At 72.0% G+C, this 15,729-nt stretch carries 17 protein-coding genes; 13 read left to right on the top strand and 4 right to left on the bottom strand.

Going from position 1 to position 15,729, the window contains the following annotated elements:
• The first annotated feature begins 63 nt into the window (after positions 1–63).
• From OG990_RS27730 to OG990_RS27715, 4 genes are read left to right on the top strand one after another with little or no spacing between them, the layout of a single operon-like run.
• Positions 64–459 (top strand): type VII secretion target, encoded by a 396-nt coding sequence (locus tag OG990_RS27730; protein ID WP_355600681.1) that lies wholly within the window; start codon positions 64–66, stop codon positions 457–459.
• On the top strand, positions 456–1,382 hold the full coding sequence (locus tag OG990_RS27725) for a WXG100 family type VII secretion target (protein ID WP_328422581.1): 927 nt from the start codon (positions 456–458) through the stop codon (positions 1,380–1,382). The genes OG990_RS27730 and OG990_RS27725 overlap by 4 nt, the downstream gene beginning before the upstream one ends.
• A gap of 11 nt (positions 1,383–1,393) precedes the next feature.
• Positions 1,394–1,732 carry a YbaB/EbfC family nucleoid-associated protein gene (locus tag OG990_RS27720; protein ID WP_328422583.1) on the top strand — a complete coding sequence of 113 codons (339 nt, stop codon included), beginning with the start codon at positions 1,394–1,396 and terminating at the stop codon, positions 1,730–1,732.
• Between the two features lie 4 nt (positions 1,733–1,736).
• On the top strand, positions 1,737–2,348 hold the full coding sequence (locus OG990_RS27715; RefSeq protein ID WP_406077639.1) for a hypothetical protein: 612 nt from the start codon (positions 1,737–1,739) through the stop codon (positions 2,346–2,348).
• On the opposite strand, the gene OG990_RS27710 is transcribed toward OG990_RS27715, so the two are convergent.
• Positions 2,328–4,619, bottom strand: coding sequence for a HelD family protein (locus OG990_RS27710; RefSeq protein WP_406077638.1), 2,292 nt, complete (start codon positions 4,617–4,619; stop codon positions 2,328–2,330). The genes OG990_RS27715 and OG990_RS27710 overlap by 21 nt on opposite strands.
• 183 nt (positions 4,620–4,802) lie before the next feature.
• On the opposite strand from OG990_RS27710, the gene OG990_RS27705 reads away from it, so the two are divergent.
• A complete protein-coding gene (locus OG990_RS27705) occupies positions 4,803–5,012 on the top strand; it encodes a hypothetical protein (RefSeq protein WP_406077637.1) in 210 nt (69 codons plus the stop codon).
• Between the two features lie 32 nt (positions 5,013–5,044).
• On the opposite strand, the gene OG990_RS27700 is transcribed toward OG990_RS27705, so the two are convergent.
• Positions 5,045–6,295, bottom strand: coding sequence for a DUF222 domain-containing protein (locus OG990_RS27700; protein ID WP_406077636.1), 1,251 nt, complete (start codon positions 6,293–6,295; stop codon positions 5,045–5,047).
• Between the two features lie 395 nt (positions 6,296–6,690).
• Here OG990_RS27700 and OG990_RS27695 point away from each other — a divergent pair, with 395 nt between their 5' ends.
• The 3 genes from OG990_RS27695 to OG990_RS27685 are packed head-to-tail and all read left to right on the top strand — an operon-like array spanning position 6,691 to position 9,485.
• Entirely contained in the window at positions 6,691–7,275 is a 585-nt protein-coding gene (locus tag OG990_RS27695) for an ArsR/SmtB family transcription factor (protein ID WP_406077635.1), read from the top strand.
• A 39-nt stretch (positions 7,276–7,314) separates the two neighbouring features.
• Positions 7,315–8,682 (top strand): MFS transporter, encoded by a 1,368-nt coding sequence (locus tag OG990_RS27690; RefSeq protein ID WP_406077634.1) that lies wholly within the window; start codon positions 7,315–7,317, stop codon positions 8,680–8,682.
• Positions 8,634–9,485, top strand: coding sequence for a menaquinone biosynthetic enzyme MqnA/MqnD family protein (locus OG990_RS27685; RefSeq protein WP_406077633.1), 852 nt, complete (start codon positions 8,634–8,636; stop codon positions 9,483–9,485). Before OG990_RS27690 ends, OG990_RS27685 begins: the two co-directional genes overlap by 49 nt.
• Positions 9,486–9,574: 89 nt before the next feature.
• On the opposite strand, the gene OG990_RS27680 is transcribed toward OG990_RS27685, so the two are convergent.
• Both OG990_RS27680 and OG990_RS27675 read right to left on the bottom strand, forming a co-directional pair.
• The gene (locus OG990_RS27680) at positions 9,575–10,534 is read right to left on the bottom strand and encodes a hypothetical protein (RefSeq protein ID WP_328422597.1); all 960 of its coding nucleotides are present in this window, start codon (positions 10,532–10,534) and stop codon (positions 9,575–9,577) included.
• The gene (locus OG990_RS27675) at positions 10,534–11,520 is read right to left on the bottom strand and encodes a hypothetical protein (protein ID WP_406077632.1); all 987 of its coding nucleotides are present in this window, start codon (positions 11,518–11,520) and stop codon (positions 10,534–10,536) included. Before OG990_RS27675 ends, OG990_RS27680 begins: the two co-directional genes overlap by 1 nt.
• Before the next feature lie 372 nt (positions 11,521–11,892).
• Between OG990_RS27675 and paaA the strand changes: the two genes are divergently transcribed.
• The 5 genes from paaA to paaE are packed head-to-tail and all read left to right on the top strand — an operon-like array spanning position 11,893 to position 15,602.
• Entirely contained in the window at positions 11,893–12,960 is a 1,068-nt protein-coding gene (gene paaA / locus OG990_RS27670; RefSeq protein WP_328422601.1) for a 1,2-phenylacetyl-CoA epoxidase subunit PaaA, read from the top strand.
• A 14-nt stretch (positions 12,961–12,974) separates the two neighbouring features.
• Positions 12,975–13,256, top strand: a complete 282-nt coding sequence (paaB, locus tag OG990_RS27665; RefSeq protein WP_121655474.1) for a 1,2-phenylacetyl-CoA epoxidase subunit PaaB — start codon at positions 12,975–12,977, stop codon at positions 13,254–13,256.
• Entirely contained in the window at positions 13,253–13,978 is a 726-nt protein-coding gene (gene paaC / locus OG990_RS27660; protein ID WP_386985734.1) for a 1,2-phenylacetyl-CoA epoxidase subunit PaaC, read from the top strand. The genes paaB and paaC overlap by 4 nt, the downstream gene beginning before the upstream one ends.
• A 23-nt stretch (positions 13,979–14,001) precedes the next feature.
• Positions 14,002–14,496: a 1,2-phenylacetyl-CoA epoxidase subunit PaaD gene (paaD, locus tag OG990_RS27655; RefSeq protein WP_406081904.1), complete on the top strand. Its 495-nt coding sequence runs from the start codon at positions 14,002–14,004 to the stop codon at positions 14,494–14,496.
• On the top strand, positions 14,493–15,602 hold the full coding sequence (paaE, locus tag OG990_RS27650; RefSeq protein ID WP_406077631.1) for a 1,2-phenylacetyl-CoA epoxidase subunit PaaE: 1,110 nt from the start codon (positions 14,493–14,495) through the stop codon (positions 15,600–15,602). Before paaD ends, paaE begins: the two co-directional genes overlap by 4 nt.
• Positions 15,603–15,729 lie beyond the last annotated feature (127 nt).

The raw sequence follows: 15,729 nt of genomic DNA, 5'->3' as shown, positions 1-15,729 counted from the left end.
ACAGAGTGCCTATGGTGGGGGCTGCGGCGGCTGACTCGTCGCACAGGACACAGGGGAGGGTCCGTGTCGAGCCCGAGCAATCAGCTGGAGGTCCAGCCGGAGGCCTTGACGGCATTCGCCGCGGCGTCAAACGACCGGGCGGCCCGCTTTCGCGAGCTGCATCGCTCGTTCGGCGACGGGCACGTGTCGCGGCACGCTTTCGGGGTGATGCCGGCGTCCTTCAGCCTCGCTGCGACGTACGCCGAGCAGTTTGAAGCGTGCCTGCAGGGGCTCGCCGACGGCGCCGAGGTGATGGCGGACATCGCCGAAGGGCTGAGCGACACCGCCGAGGCATACACCGGCACCGACGTGGCCAGCACCGATCTGTTCGTGCCCGGCCGCCCGGCCGCTCCCGACGTCATCGCGCCCGGCCCCTGGTCGCCCGGCGCCGGTGGCCCGAGTGGACAGGTGCAGGCGTGAGTACGGAGGCGTTGCAGCGCAACAAGACCTACTTCGAGCAGATCGTGTCGGGCACCCCCGACCCGTTCAAGCCGCTGTCCAACGCGGTGCTCTGGCCCTTCGAGCAGCTGCTCGAACTGGTCGCCGGCGAGCCGGACGAACTGATGAACGCCGCCCAGCTCTGCCTGACCACCGGCGAGGCGGTCCGCGCGATCGCTGGCGAGCAGATTCAGGACCGGGCCCGGCTGCGGGGTGCCTGGTCGGGTGATGCCGCCGAGAGCTTCCACGCCTCGATGGACTCGGTGGAGGAGGCGATCGAGGAGTTGGCCCGCGGGTTGGACGGCACCAAGGAGGTGCTGGTCGACGCGGCCAACGCGGCGGTCGACGCGTTCAACCTGCTGGTCGAGCTGATCCTCGAGTTCCTGCTCTGGTTCCTCACCGAGGTGATCATCGCGGCGGTGGCGGCAGCGCTCAGCGCCGGCATCTCGCTCGCGGCGACGGTCGTCCGGGTGCTGGCCCGGCTCGCCACCACGGTCGGCCGGATGGTCAAGATCGTCGCGCGGTTCGCCGAGATCCTGACGAAGCTGGCCACCAAGATGCAGAAGGTCGCCGAGCTGCTGATGAAGTACCGCCGGGCGGTGCTGGAGATCCGCAAGGCCAAGAAGGCGTACCGGATGTGGAACAAGTCCGGGTGGTCGGCCGAGGCCAGGGCGTTCCAGCTCGAGAAATTCAAGACTCTCTTCCCGGGCAAGTTCCTGATCAACCAGGCGTCCCCGGTGAACATCCCTGGCTTCGGCGGAGCCCTCATGGACACCGGAGTCGGGCTGCACGACATCTCCGACGGCACCAAGGACCGCAACTACCTGGTGGACGGCACGTACCGCGAGGATATGGGCCCGTACACCAAGGGCGTGCAGAATGTCTTCGACTCCATCCTGACCTGAGAGGGACCGCCATGACCTTTCCCGGTCTGGACCGCATCGAGGCGCTGGCCCGCAACCTGGACGGCTGGCAGCGCGAGCTGGCCAGCAAGATGACCGAGCTCGAAGAGAGCAGCGCCGAGGGCGTGAGCGACTCCGGCCTGGTCCGGGTCACCGCCGCGGCGGACGGCACGATCGTGTCGTCCGAGATCAACGCCAGGGCGATGCGCCTCGACTCGTTCACCCTGGCCGAGGAGTTCACCGCCGCGGCCAGCCGCGCCCAGGCCGCGGCCGCCGCCCGGGTACGCGAACTGGTCGGCGAGGTGATCGGCGACGCTCCCGACGCCGGCCGACCGGCCGCCGACCGGTACTGAGCCGATGGCGGACATCAGCTACCAGGAACGGCTGACCCAGTTGGTCGAGCCGGGGGAACAGGTGCTCGCCGTCGCGAAGACGGAGATCGCCCAGGGCGTCCTGCCAGCCGACCCACCGCAAGCGGAGCAGCCGGGATCCTCCGGCGCCGGTGGTGGCGGAGGTGTCTCCGGGGCGCTGCTCAACCTGCTCTCGCCGCTGTTCTCCTTCCCGGCGGGGGATCGGATCGTCGACCGAGTCACCCACGGGGTGGCTGGCCGGGGAGCGCCCGGCTCGTCCGCCTCCACCCTGCAACACGCCCGGCGGCCGGTGCCCCCGGCCACGACGCTCAACGACACCGTCCTCGCCGTCACCGACCGGCGGTTGCTCGTGTGCGCGTCCGGGCCGACGAAGCTCTGGTCGAGCCAGGCCGACGACGAGCGGGCGGTGGCCGAGACCCGGGTCGTCTGGTCGGCGCCCCGGACGGCGGTGGCCGACGCCCGGGTGGGCTGGCACCGGCTCAACCCGAAGCGCCTCCGGATCGAGTTCACCGACGGCTCCTGGCTGGCCTTCACGGTGCCGATCGCCGAGTCGGGCAAGCCGCTGCGCGAGATCGCCTCAGCTCTCTCCGGTCGCTGACCCGGTCAGGAGCGGCGCGGGCAGCGGCTCGTGGTGCAGCACCGCGAGCCGCGACACCGCCCGGGTGAGCACCACGTACAGCCGGTGCAGCCCGCGCGGCTCGGCCGCGACGATCGCGGCCGGCTCGACCACCACCACGTGGTCGTACTCCAGGCCCTTGACCAGCGTCGCGGGCACCACGGTGACCCGCGCCAGGTCGGCCACGTCGTCGGCGGTCGCGGTCGGGACGCCGACGGCGGCCAGCGCCGCGCGCAGCCCGTCGACCGCGTCGTCCGCGGCGATCACGCCGACCGAGCCGTCGTGCGCGAGCGCCGCGCGCACCTCGGCCACCGTCGCCGCGGTCAGGTCGGTCACGGTACGCACGTCCAGGCCGCCATCGTGGCGCAGCGACTCTGCCGGGGGTACGTCCACCGCGAGCGCCGGCAGCAGTTGATTGGCGAACGCGACCACCGCGGCGGGCACCCGGAAGCCGATCGTCAGTGGCACCACCACGGCGTCCGGCTTGCCCAGGTGGGCCAGGGACTCCCGCCAGTCGGTCGCCGCCCACGGTGCGGTGCCCTGGGCGAGGTCACCGAGGAGAGTGACCGAGCCGTGCTCGCTACGTCGGGCGATGGCCCGGCACTGCATCGGGGAGAGGTCCTGCGCCTCGTCCACCACCACGTGCCCGAACCCGGAGGGCCGCTCCAGCAGCCCGGCCGCCTCGTCGACCAGCACCGCGTCGGCGGCGGTCCAACGGGTCGCCTTCGCGGTACGGGCCGGCTTCGCCCAGACCAGCAGCGACTGCTCGGCGTCGCTGAGCAGCCCGTCCGACGCGGCGGCGAGCCGGGCCGGGTCGGCCAGCAGGCCGTGCACCAGCCCTTCGGGGGTGAGCGCCGGCCAGACCGAGTCCAGGAAGTCGGCCACCTGTCGGCACCGGCCCATCCGGCGCAGCCAGGCGTCGCTGGGCGACTCCGCCCGGCGTGCCTCGGCCTGCCGTTGCAGCAGGCTCACCACTCGCGCCCGGACCCGCTCCCGGCCGGTGCCGTACGGCAGCCCCTCCCGACGGGTCTCCTCGACGATCCGGTGCAGCGGCTCCAGCCCGATCCGCCACCGGAACGAGCCGTCCGACACGGTGATCGGATCGGTCGGCGTACCGATCTGTGCCTGCACCGCACGGCGCAGCACACTGGCCATCCGCACGTCGTGCTTGAGTGCGGCGACCGCCGACGGCTCGACCGCCCGGACCGGCACCCGGGAGATCAACTCCTCCACCGTGGCCTGCTCGACCTCGACCTCGCCCAGCGCCGGCAGCACCGCCGCGATGTACGACAGGAACGCCCGGTTCGGCCCGACGATCAGCACACCCGCCCGCCGCAACCGCTCCCGGTGCAGGTAGAGCAGGTACGCGGCCCGGTGCAGCCCGACGGCGGTCTTCCCGGTGCCCGGCGCGCCCTGCACGCAGATCGAGTCGGCCAGGTCGGCCCGGACCAGTTCGTCCTGCTCCGGCTGGATGGTGGCAACGATGTCCCGCATCGGCCCCACGCGCGGCCGCTCGATCTCGGCCGTGAGGATCCGGCTCGTCGTGCCCAGCTCCTCACCCCGGTCCAGCCGCTCATCCTCGAAGCTGGTCAACACCCCGTTGCTGAAACCGAATCGGCGCCGGACCGCCACCCCCTGCGGATCCCGAGCACTGGCCCGGTAGAACGACCGCGAAACCGGTGCCCGCCAGTCCAGCACCAACGGCTCGCCCAGCTCATCACTGACATGCCGCCGCCCCACGTGATAGCGCCGCCCGTCATGATCGCTGCCGCTGCCGCTGCCGCTGCCGCTGCCGCTGCCGCTGCCGCTGCCGCTGCCGCTGCCGCTGCCGCTGCCGCTGCCGCTGCCGCCGGTCGGGCTCGTGCTGCCGGTTGTGCCAGCGCCGCCGGTCGTGCCTGATCCGGCGATCTCGATCGCGTCCGGGGCTGGGCCGCTGTCCGCCGTTGTTCTGGTCGTGGTCGTGCCGTCAGGGGTCCCGCTGTCCATGGTCCCGCTGTCCGTGGTTCCGCCGAAGTCGAGGCGGCCGAAGAAGAGGGGCGTGGTCGGGTCGTCGGCCAGCTCGGCCACCCGGCGGGCCAGCGTGCGGCCGAGCGTCTCTGCGGCGTAGGCGTCGCCGGCCACCTGGTCACCCGTGGCGAAGAGGGCCTCGGCCCGCTCGCGCATCCGTCGCAGCGCCGCCCGTGAGGTGGCGAGGTGTGCGCGCTCGGCGGCCAGATCCGTGTCGAGGTGGGTGTCGAGGTCAAGTGCGGGCATGCTGACGTCCCATCGTTCACATCTGCTGCGCGCTCGCGTGTCCGGGGGCGGATGGCCGGCCACCCGGCGCGGGGACGTCCGTTCCGGTGCAGCTCACCTCGGCCGTCAAGCGGGCTGCAACCCTACGCTCCCACGCCCGACCCTTCCACCGAATTACCGAAGCGACCACCCGATGGAGACGGCGTGGCGTGGCGCCCCGGCGGTGTGGCGGCGGCGTGGCGCCCCGGCGGTGTGGCGGCGGCGTGGCGCCGCGGCGGTGTGGCGGCGGCGTGGCGCCCGGGCGGTGCGGCAGCGGTGTGGCGTGGCGCTTACGGCGACCGGCCTGAGGGCGACGTGGTGGGCGCGCGCGACGTGGAGACGCGGCGCGGCGACGGGGTACTCGCTCCGGCCTGAGAAGCGTTGCGGAGGTTGGTGCTCCCTCGGCCTCAGCAGCGCCGGTGGTAGAGGTTGCGGCGCGGGGTGCGGAGCGGGTCAAGCCAGCTGGGCGGGAGGAAGTCGGCCTGGCCGTCCCCCGCGATGCGGACCGTCCAGTCGCCCTGATGGAGGAGCCGGTGGTGGTGGCCGCAGAGCAGGACGGCGTTGCCCAGCGCCGTCGCCCCGCCGTCGGCCCAGTGCTGGACGTGGTGGCCGTCGCACCAGCGGGATGGCCGGTCGCAGCCTGGGAAGGCGCAGCCGCCGTCGCGTAGCACCAGTGCCCGGCGCAACGGGCCGGTGAAGAGTCGGCGCTGACGCCCTACGTCCAGCACCTGACTGTTGCCGCCCAGCACGGCCGGCAGCACGGCGGCGTCGCAGGCGAGGCGGCGCACCGCGCCGGGCGTCAGGTGTGCCCCGGTCTCCAGTGCGCCAGCGCGGACGCCGTTGACCAGCGCGTCCAGGGAGACGGTCACCACGAGCTGTGGTCGGTCGCCGCCGCTGTCCGGCAGGTGGCCGGTGCGCAGCGCCAGCCGACAGATTTCGCCGAGCGCGTCCGCCCGGCGCTGACCGGGACTGCGGTCGTCGTGCGCGCCGGCCGGTGCGCAGAGCGGCCCGATCGCCTCGCGGAGCAGGCTGGCGGTCTCGGTGTCGAGGCTCCCGCTGAGGCGTACCTGCCCATCCTGCTGGTCGGAGAGGGTGACGTGCCGGCGGGCCTCGGCGCGGTCGGCGGCCCGTTCGAGGGCCGCCAGCTCGGCCTGGTCGGCCAGATCCGGTGCGACGTGCGTGAGCACGCGTTCCCCGAGACGGCGCAGGATCGCCGGGTCGAACCGGTCGGCCCAGGCGACCAGCAGCTGGGTGGCCTTGTCGGCCACCTCCGGCCCCGCTTCGGCCGGAAGGGCCGCGATCGTCTCCGCGAGCACCCGGCCCTGCTCCACGGTGATGGCGCCCGTCCGCATCGCATCGCGCACTGCCGACGGGGCGGCGTCGATGGCGGCCGCGAGCTCGACCAGCTGGCGGGCGGATCGACCGGAGAGCCGGAGTCGCTCCCGGAGCCAGACGGCGGTGGACGAGGCGCCGCGAGCGACCGCCAGGCCGCGGGCGTCCAGCTCGCGCACCAGCCCCAGCTGGACGGTGGCCAGCCGCTGCGCCACCGCGTGCGTCGCGTCCAGTGATGCCAGCAACTCGTCGTCGGAGAGCGCCCACGGGGCGACGTCGGCGCAGTCGTCGACGGCCCCGCCGGCCTGCTCCAACGCCCTCAACATGAAGCCACATTAGAACAGGTGTACGACAATTTCCCGAGCCTCCGGTGGCGGGCGTGCCCCGGCCGGTCGCCGCACCTGCAGGTCTGCTGACTGCTGGGTCTGCCGCGGATCCCGCCCACGCTGAGCCAGTGCAGGTGCAGCACGGTCATGCGGTTAGAGGGTCGGCGCGCGCGGTCGCCATCAACGCCGCAGCGGTCGTCTACCTGTCCGCTGCCGACGGGTCCGGCACACCTGACGCCCGGCCCTGTCCGCTGCTGGACAGGTCCGGCACCGCCCGATGCCTGGCGCGTGGTGCCATCCCGCCGGTGGCAACGCGGTTGGTGGAGCGGAACTGCCGGTCCGCGTAGCCCGGGGGGTGATGGCGGGTCGCGCGGATGGCCGGGATCATGGGGGTCATGACCGAGGCCCGTCCCGAGGCGCGTCGGATGACGATCAGTGACCCGCAGGTGATGCGGGCGCTGGCCCATCCGGCCCGAATCGCGATCATGGAATACCTGAGCAGTCGGGAGGGTGGTGGGACCGCCACCGAGCTCGCGGAGATCGCCGAGCTGTCGCCGAGTGCGACCAGCTACCACGTGCGAGCGTTGGCGAAGTTCGGCCTGGTCGAGCAGGCACCGAGCCGGGGTGACGCGCGGGAGCGGGTGTGGCGCGCGGTCAGCCCCAGCGTCATGTTCGACGCGGGCCGTGCGGCCGGGCCGGAGGCGCGCGCGGCCGAGCAGGCGCTGGTCGAGGCGCATGTGGCCCGCGACATGGAGCGGACCCGGGACTGGTTGCGGCGCGCCGGGAGCGAGCCGCCCGAGTGGTACGAGGTGGCGCTGTTCAGCGACGCGCTGCTGCTGCTCACCGCGGAGGAGATGGCCGGGGTGAACGAGGCGGTCTCGGCGCTGCTGGAGCCGTACCGCCAGCGCCGGCGCCGGGCCGATCCGCCGGCGGGTGCGCGGACCGTCTCGGTGCAGTACCACGTGGTGCCGCTGCCATAGGGGTTGTGCCAACCAGTTGTGAAGGATTATTTCCGAAGTATGTCCTTCACAACTGTCGAGTCGCGCTGGCCGGACGTCTGGCTCGCCGCCACAGCCCGGGGCACCACGATCTGCGGCGACTTCCTCGCCGCCACCGCCCTCGCGTTGGCCCTGCAGGGCGCTGGCGCCGGCGGGCTCGCCGTGTCAGGGCTGCTGCTCGCGGCCACCCTGCCCCTGGTGGTGCTCGCCCCGCTCGCCGGCCGGCTCGCTGACCGGGTGGACAGCCGCACTCTGCTGGTGACCGTCGGGCTGGCCCAGGCCGCGATCTGCGTGCTGCTCGCCCTCGCCGACCACCCGGTCCTGGTGGTCGGGCTCGTCACGCTGCTCGCGTGCGGGCTCGCGGTGACCCAGCCCTGCCTGGCGGCGCTGCTGCCGGCGATGGTCCGCCCCGACGACCTGCCGCGGGCGAGCGCGATCAGCCAGACCGCTGTCTCCCTCGGGGCGCTCGGCGGGCCGGTGTTGGCCGGGCTGCTGGTGGGGCAGTTCGGCACCCGCGTACCGCTGCTGCTCGACGCCGCGACCTACCTGGCACTGGTGGTCGCCGGCCTGCTGCTGCGGACCCGGCGCGGTGGTCGGCGGATCGCCGCCACCCCGGCCAACCCACGCGTGGCAGCCCTCGGCTGGCGGCTGCGCCGGGACCCGCTGATGCTCGTCATGGTGGTCAGTACCGCCGTGGTGATCGCGGCGATCGGCGGTATCAACGTGGTCGAGGTCTTCTTCATCCGGGAGACCCTGAACGGCTCGCCCACCACCTACGGGCTGGTCAGTGCCGCCTGGATGGCTGGCATGCTGCCCGGTGGCTGGCTGGCCGCCCGGCTCGCCAACCGGCTCACCGACGACGCTGCGCTGGTCCGTGGGGTGCTGGCCACGTTGGCCGGTTGCAGCCTCATGGTGCTGTTCGGCGCGATGGTGCCGGCGGCCAGCCTGCTGGTGCCGCTCTGGCTGGTGGCGGGCGCGGCCAACGGCGGCGAGAACGTCTTCGCCAACCTGCTCACCGCTCGCCGGGTGCCGGAGGCGATGCGCGCTCGGGCGTACGCGAGCTACGGCGCGGCGGTGCAGGGAGGCTCGATGGCCGGTTTCCTGATCGGCGGTGCGCTGCTGACGGCCGTCCCGCCCCGACCGCTGATCGCCGCCGCCGGCCTGGCCGGGCTCCTGGTGGTGCTGGTCTTCGTGCCGGTGGTCGCCCGGGCGGTACGCCGCCCGTCGCCGCACGACCCGGGCGGACGGCAACACCAGCGGTCGGCGGGGGCGGATGCGGGGTTGGCCACTTCGGGCCGGCCCGCCGAGCCGGCGCCAGAGGCCGGGGATACGGTCGGGTCATGGCTGAGCGCATCGCACGTCCACGGGTCGGGCACATCCAGTTCCTGAACTGCCTGCCGATCTACTGGGGCCTGATGCGCTCCGGTGCCCTGCTCGACGTCGACCTGCAGAAGGATTCGCCGGACCGGTTGAGCGCCGCGCTGGTGGCCGGCGACCTGGACATCGGCCCGATCACGCTCGTGGAGTACCTGAAGCACACCGACGAGTTGCTGCTCCTGCCGGACCTGGCGGTGGGCAGCGACGGGCCGGTGTTGTCGGTCAACGTTGTTTCCACGAAGCCCCTCGCCGAGCTGGACGGCGCCCGGGTGGCGCTCGGCTCCACCTCGCGGACCGGGGTGCTGCTGGCCCAGTTGCTGCTCGCCGAGAAGTACAACGTTCGTCCCGACTACTTCCGCTGCCCGCCGGACCTCACCCAGATGCTGCTGGAGGCCGACGCCGGGGTGTTGATCGGGGACGTGGCGCTGCGGGCGTTGTACGAGGCGCCGCAGCGGGGTCTCACGGTCACCGACCTCGGGCAGGCGTGGCGTGAGTGGACCGGGCTGCCGATGGTCTTCGCGGTCTGGGCGGTTCGCCGCGACTTCGCCGCCGCCCATCCGGGGCTGGTCAAGGAGGTGCACGAGGCGTTCCTGCGCTCGCGCGACCTCTGCCTGGCCGAGCTGGACCAGGTCGCCGAGGCGGCGGCCCGGTGGGAGACGTTCGACGCCGCGACGCTGGCCACGTACTTCCGGACCCTGGACTTCTCGCTGGGCGACCGGCAGGTCGCCGGGCTGCGGGAGTTCGCCCGCCGCGCCGCCGAGCACGGCGTGGTCCCGGAACTGCCGGCCGGTGGCCCGGAGTTCTTCGCCGGCTGAGCCTCAGGGCGCAGGCCGCCAGCCGGGACGGTCGACCGAGCCGGCTGGCGGTCCGGACGCCGGGCGGCGTCAGACGCTGGGAGGGCGGGTCAGACGTTGGGGCGGAGCAGTGCCTCGGTGATCTTCTCGCAGTTCTTCATGCCGTAGTCGTAGCCCATGTTGATCGGGTACTGGACCATCACGCCCATCGTCCAGGTGTCGCCGATGGCCAGGCAGTTGATGTGCATCTCCTGCTCCTTGGTCCGGTCGATCCACCCGTTCTTGATGGCGATCTGCTTCTGCTCGGCGGCCGGGAACGCCTTGCGGATGCCGAAGTCACCGGCGCCGCGGACCAGCTTCATCTCGTTGAGCAGCCACTTGGTCCATTCCGGCCCGGCGGCGGTGCCGGTGGCGATGCAGTTGCCCAGTCGGGCGGTGTCCCGGGGGGAGAGCGCCGTCCGGCTCCAGCCGCCGTCGGGGGCGACACTGCTGTCGGTCAGCTTGCACATGGAGAGCAGTCGCCGGATCGAGGCGTCCCGGCCGACCGAGTTGTAGAACTGCTCGGCCCTGGTGTTGTCGCTGTCCCGGATGATCCGCGTGGCGTCGGCGAGCTTCGCGTCGCTCGGCGTCTGCCCGGCGTCGTCGGCGCGACGCAGGTAGTCGGCGACGATCCAGGCCTTGATCATCGAGGCGGTGGTGCTGGTCTCGTTCATGTTCTTCGAGCCGATGATCTTTCCGGTGCGGCGGTCGAGCACGCTCCAGGAATACCAGCCCTCGATGTCCAGCTTGAGGTCCTTGGCCTGGAACGGCAGCGGCTCCAACGACGGGCTGGGGCTCGGTTCCGGGGCCGGCTGGCGGGCGCTGCGGTCGGAGGGAGTGCCGGTGGACCGGTCACTGGTCGTCGTGCCGGAGTCGCCCCAGCGGGCGGCGGAGGTCGACTCGAACGGCGACCCCGGTAGCAGCCGCAGCGAAACCAGCACCAGCCCGATCAGGACGACCGCGATCGCGACCAGCCGCAGCGGGGAGGCATCACCGCCGCGTCGCCGGTCCGCCCGACGGTTGCCGGCCATCAGAGCTTTCCGACCGGCTGCTGCGGCACCTTGAGCGCGGCGCCGGGCTGCGGGGTGACGAGTTGAGTGGCCACGCTGGCGCAGACCTGAGCGCCGTAGTCCAGCCCGTTCTTGATGGGGTAACGCAGCATCACCGCGAGGCTCCACTTGTCGTTGACGGCGAGGCAGTTCACGTGCCAGTTGCCGTCGTAGTAGAGCGGCGTCCAGCCGTTCTTGATGCTGACCGGGCCCTGCGCGGTGATCGATTTCGGCAGGCCGTTGATGATCCCCCAGCGACCGCCGCCGGACTTGAGCTTCTGGTCCTTGGCCGCGGTGGTGCCCTGAACCTTGCTCATCTCGCTGAGCACCCACTTGGTCCACTTCGGGCCGGCCGCCTTGCCGTCGGCGATGCAGTCACCGAGCCGGACGGCGTCCCGGGGGGACATCCGGGTGAAGCTCCAGTAGCCCTCGTACTTGGTCACGTTGCCGCGCTTGGTGTCGGTCAGACCGCAGATGCTGATCGCCCGCTTGATCACCGGCCCCGGCTGGCCGCCCGCCGGCACGGAGTACGAGCCGCCGGCGGCCTTGTAGACCATGTTGGCCGCGTCGTCGTTGCTGTCCCGGATGGCGGAGCTGGCGGCTTTCTTGAGCGCCGCGGTCGGCTCCTTGTCGCCGAGTTGGCGCAGGTAGTCGGAGACGATCCACGCCTTGATCATCGACTCGGTCGAGCTGGTCGCGGTCATGTTCGGCGACCCGGAGATCTTGCCCGTCTCCCGGTCCAGCAGGGCCCACGAGTAGAAGTCGCCCTTGAAGTTCACCGATACCGGGCCAGCCGCCAGCGTGGGCGGTGGCGGTGGGGTGGGTGAGGGCGCGGCGACACTCCCGCCGCCACCGCCGCCTGCGCTGCCGTCGTTGCCAGCGAGCCGCGCGTACGCAGCGGGAACCAGCAGAACGCCACCGAGCAGGACCGCCACGACGGCGAGCACCATGGTCACGCGAGATCGCATGAGTTGGGTGAGCTCCAGATGTCAGGGCCGGGGGGACCGGCTTGTTTCCCGGGATGACCGGTGCGATCGCCGAGGCCGGGGGAGGTGGCCTCTGTGGAGACAACGATTCTGGGCAGCCGATCGTGTGACCGGCAGAAGTCTACTTCCGGACCGGCCGACCACCAGAGTTCGACGCCTGCCAACATGCAATAAAGGCGGGATATCGAGACGGTATGCGTCTTCTAGGAGGATTCATCTTCGTCCAGTGAGCCAAGTCATAGCCGGGCCGATTGCGCTGCGTGCGGAAATACCGCCCATCCGTGACCGAACGTGACTCGGGTTTCCTGTTACACCCCCTAGTGCATCGAGGCGCAAGCTGTAACACTTGTCCTCATGTATGGCAACGACTTCTCCGCCCCGGACGACGCAACCGGCGGCGGCCTGCTCGGCGAGGTCGAGGCGGCCGAGGCGGAGCTGCGCGCCGCCGCCGCCCGTCAGCGGCGCGGCGGCCCCGCGCCGGACGAGGACCTTGCGGCGTACTTCGCCGAGGTGGTCGGCGCGGAGCAGAAGATCGAGCCACGGGACTGGATGCCGGAGGCGTACCGCAAGACGCTGATCCGGCAGATCGCCCAGCACGCCCACTCCGAGATCATCGGCATGCAGCCGGAGGGAAACTGGATCAGCCGGGCGCCGTCGCTCAAGCGCAAGGCGATCCTGCTGGCCAAGGTGCAGGACGAGGCGGGCCACGGTCTCTACCTCTACGCCGCCGCCGAGACCCTCGGCATCAGCCGTGACGAGCTGGTCCGGCTGCTGCTCGACGGGCGGCAGAAGTACAGCTCGATCTTCAACTACCCCACCCTCTCCTGGGCTGACATGGGCGCGATCGGCTGGCTGGTGGACGGCGCGGCGATCGTCAACCAGGTGCCCCTGTGCCGCTGCTCCTACGGCCCGTACGCCCGAGCGATGATCCGGGTCTGCAAGGAGGAGTCGTTCCACCAGCGCCAGGGCTACGAGATCCTGCACACCCTGGCGCACGGCACCCCCGCGCAGCAGGCGATGGCCCAGGACGCGGTGGACCGCTGGTGGTACCCGTCGCTGGCCATGTTCGGCCCGCCGGACGGCGACTCCACGCACTCCGCGAAGTCGATGGCCTGGAAGATCAAGCGCTTCTCGAACGACGATCTGCGCCAGCGCTTCGTGGACATGTGCGTCCAGCAGGCGGAGATCCTCGGGTTGCGCATCCCCGATGACGACCTGCGCTGGAACGAGGAGCGGCAGGCGTACGACTACACCCAGCCGGACTACGACGAGCTGATGCGGGTGATCTCCGGCGACGGGCCGTGCAACCGGGAGCGGATGGCACACCGGAGGGCCGCGCACACCGACGGTGCGTGGGTGCGCGAGGCCGCCGCGGCGTACGCCGCCAAGCGGGCCGAGCAGAAGGAGAAGGTGGCGGCGTGAGCGAGCGAACCAGCATGGAGCAGACCCCGCTGTGGGAGGTCTTCGTGCGGGCCCGGCGCGGGCTGTCGCACACCCACGTCGGCAGCCTGCACGCCCCCGACGCCGAGCTGGCCCTGCGCAACGCCCGGGACCTCTACACCCGGCGGCAGGAGGGCGTGTCGATCTGGGTGGTGCCGGCCGGAGCGATCACGGCGTCCAGCCCGGACGAGAAGGACGCCTTCTTCGACCCGGCCGCCGACAAGGTCTACCGCCACCCCACCTTCTATGAGGTACCGGACGGGGTGGCTCACCTGTGAACGGTCCCGTCGAATTCACCCTCGCCCTCGGCGACGACGCGTTGGTCGCCGCGCAACGGCTGGCCGAGTGGACCACTCGCGCGCCGGAGATGGAAGAGGACGTCGCGCTGACCAACATCGCCCTCGACCAGCTCGGCGCGGCCCGCCTACTGCTGTCGTACGCGGGCGAGCTGGAGGGCGCCGGCCGGGACGAGGACGCGCTGGCGTACCTGCGCGACGACCGCGAGTTCCGCAACGCCCTGCTGGTCGAGCTGCCCAACGGCGACTTCGCGGTGACCATGGCGAAGCTGTTCTTCCTCGCGGCGTACCAACTGCCGCTGTACACCGCCCTGGCCGGGTGCCCGGACGAACGGCTGGCCGCGATCGGTGCGAAGGCCCGCAAGGAGTCGGCGTACCACCTGGACCACGGCGCACTGTGGGTGAAGCGTCTCGGCGACGGCACCGAGGAGTCGCACCGCCGGATGCAGGCGGCCGTCGACCAGGTCTGGCCGTACACGCACGAGCTGTTCGCCGCCGATCCCGCGGCACCGGTCGACCCGGCCACCCTGCGGGAGGCGTTCGACGACACCGTCGGCCCGGTGCTGGCCGAGGCGACGCTCACCCGGCCCGAGAGCCGCTGGGCGCCGGCCGGCGGGCGGACGGGCGTGCACACCGAGCATCTGGCGTATTTGCTCGCCGAGATGCAGGTGCTGCACCGCGCGCACCCCGGAGCGACGTGGTGAGTACGCGGCAGAGCCCCGCAGTGGTGGACGGCGCCCGTGGGTCGACCGACCCGAGGACGGCTGCGGCGAGCGTGGTGGATCCGGAGATCCGGGTGATCACCATCGACGAGCTGGGCATCCTGCGCGCGGTCGAGGAAGATCCGCTCAGCGGCCGGGTCACCGTCACCATCACCCCGACGTACACCGGCTGCCCGGCGATGGACGTGATCCGGGCCGACATCCGCCGCGCGCTGGCCGTCGCCGGCCATCCGGACGCCGAGGTCCACACGGTCTACAGCCCACCGTGGAGCACCGACTGGATCTCCGACGATGGGCGGGCCAAACTCGCCGACGCCGGGATCGCCCCGCCGGCCCCGGTGCCCGCCGCCGGTGTGGTGCCGCTGACCCTCGCGGTCCGCTGCCCGCACTGCGGCTCGCCGGAGACCGAGCAGGTCAGCCGGTTCGGCTCCACGGCGTGCAAGGCGCTGTGGCGCTGCCGCTCCTGCGCCGAACCCTTCGACCACCTGAAGGCGCTGTGACAGTCACCATCACCCGACCGGTCCGCCGCCGGCCGGTCTTCCACCCGCTGCAGGTCGGCACCGTCGACCGGCTCACCGACGACTCCGTGGCGGTCACCTTCGCCGTACCCGAGGAATTGCGAGAGGCCTTCGCGTTCCGCGCGGGCCAGCACCTCACCGTGCGACGGGTGACCGAGGACGGCACGGACGTACGCCGGTCGTACTCCATCTGCTCGACCCCCGACGACCTGGCCCGGCGCGGCCGACTGCGGATCGGGGTACGGGAGATTCCCGGCGGCGCCTTCTCGGCCTTCGCCTGCGGCGCGCTGCGCGGCGGCGACACGGTCGAGGTGCTGCCGCCGCTGGGCACGTTCACCACGGCCTTCGCGCCGGACCGGGTGCGGCACTACGGCGCGGTCGTCGCCGGCTCCGGCATCACCCCGGTGCTCGGGCTGGTCGCGACCGCCCTGGCCGTCGAGCCGGCCAGCACCTTCACCCTGGTGTACGGCAACCGCACGGCGAACACGGTGATGTTCGCCGAGGAGTTGGCCGACCTGAAGGACCGCTATCCCACCCGGTTGCACCTGGTGCACGTGCTCTCCCGCGAGCAGGGCGAGTCGCCGCTGCTCTCCGGGCGGATCGACACCGAGCGGCTGAGCCGGTTGCTGAGCACGATCGTCCCGGGGGACACCATCGAGGAGTGGTTCCTCTGTGGCCCGTACGGCATGGTGGTCGACGTCCGGAACGTGCTGACCGCGCGCGGGCTGCCCGAGTCGGCGGTGCACACCGAACTGTTCCACGTCGACGCGCCGCCGGAGCCGGTGCGCCGCCCGGTGGACCAGACGGTTGCCGGGGCCGAGGTCACCATCGTGCTGGACGGCCGGTCGTCGAGCTTCACCATGGGCCGCGAGGAGCGGGTGCTGGACGCCGCACTGAAGGTGCGCGGCGAACTGCCGTACGCCTGCAAGGGTGGCGTCTGCTCGACCTGCAAGGCGAAGGTCGTCGACGGTGCGGTCACGATGGCCCGCAACTACGCCCTGGAGCCCGACGAGCTGGCGGCGGGCTACGTCCTGACCTGCCAGTCCAGCCCGACGACCGACAAGCTCACGGTGGACTACGACGCGTGAAGGCGTCGGATGGCCGGCAGTTCGTCGGGTTCTGCGCGGAGGGCTAGCGAGAACTGACCGGCGGCGGCTGTGGGACGTACCGCACGCCGCCGGGGCCAGACGGTCGAGCCGGGTGGGGCGACGTAGG

Origin of the sequence: Micromonospora sp. NBC_00858, from assembly GCF_045207365.1 — a bacterium.
GTDB lineage: Bacteria > Actinomycetota > Actinomycetes > Mycobacteriales > Micromonosporaceae > Micromonospora.
The sequence above is the reverse complement of the archived record's forward strand: the minus strand, read 5'-3'. Positions and strand labels throughout refer to the sequence as shown.

Bases quoted from the DNA above. Each gene is read 5' to 3' on its own strand.
- OG990_RS27675 (WP_406077632.1), bottom strand. From the start codon at position 11,520: ATGCGATCTCGCGTGACCATGGTGCTCGCCGTCGTGGCGGTCCTGCTC.
- OG990_RS27685 (WP_406077633.1), top strand. From the start codon at position 8,634: ATGGCTGAGCGCATCGCACGTCCACGGGTCGGGCACATCCAGTTCCTG.
- OG990_RS27720 (WP_328422583.1), top strand. From the start codon at position 1,394: ATGACCTTTCCCGGTCTGGACCGCATCGAGGCGCTGGCCCGCAACCTG.
- OG990_RS27690 (WP_406077634.1), top strand. From the start codon at position 7,315: ATGTCCTTCACAACTGTCGAGTCGCGCTGGCCGGACGTCTGGCTCGCC.
- paaA (WP_328422601.1), top strand. From the start codon at position 11,893: ATGTATGGCAACGACTTCTCCGCCCCGGACGACGCAACCGGCGGCGGC.
- OG990_RS27715 (WP_406077639.1), top strand. From the start codon at position 1,737: ATGGCGGACATCAGCTACCAGGAACGGCTGACCCAGTTGGTCGAGCCG.
- OG990_RS27710 (WP_406077638.1), bottom strand. From the start codon at position 4,619: ATGCCCGCACTTGACCTCGACACCCACCTCGACACGGATCTGGCCGCC.
- OG990_RS27695 (WP_406077635.1), top strand. From the start codon at position 6,691: ATGACCGAGGCCCGTCCCGAGGCGCGTCGGATGACGATCAGTGACCCG.
- OG990_RS27680 (WP_328422597.1), bottom strand. From the start codon at position 10,534: ATGGCCGGCAACCGTCGGGCGGACCGGCGACGCGGCGGTGATGCCTCC.
- paaB (WP_121655474.1), top strand. From the start codon at position 12,975: ATGGAGCAGACCCCGCTGTGGGAGGTCTTCGTGCGGGCCCGGCGCGGG.
- OG990_RS27700 (WP_406077636.1), bottom strand. From the start codon at position 6,295: ATGTTGAGGGCGTTGGAGCAGGCCGGCGGGGCCGTCGACGACTGCGCC.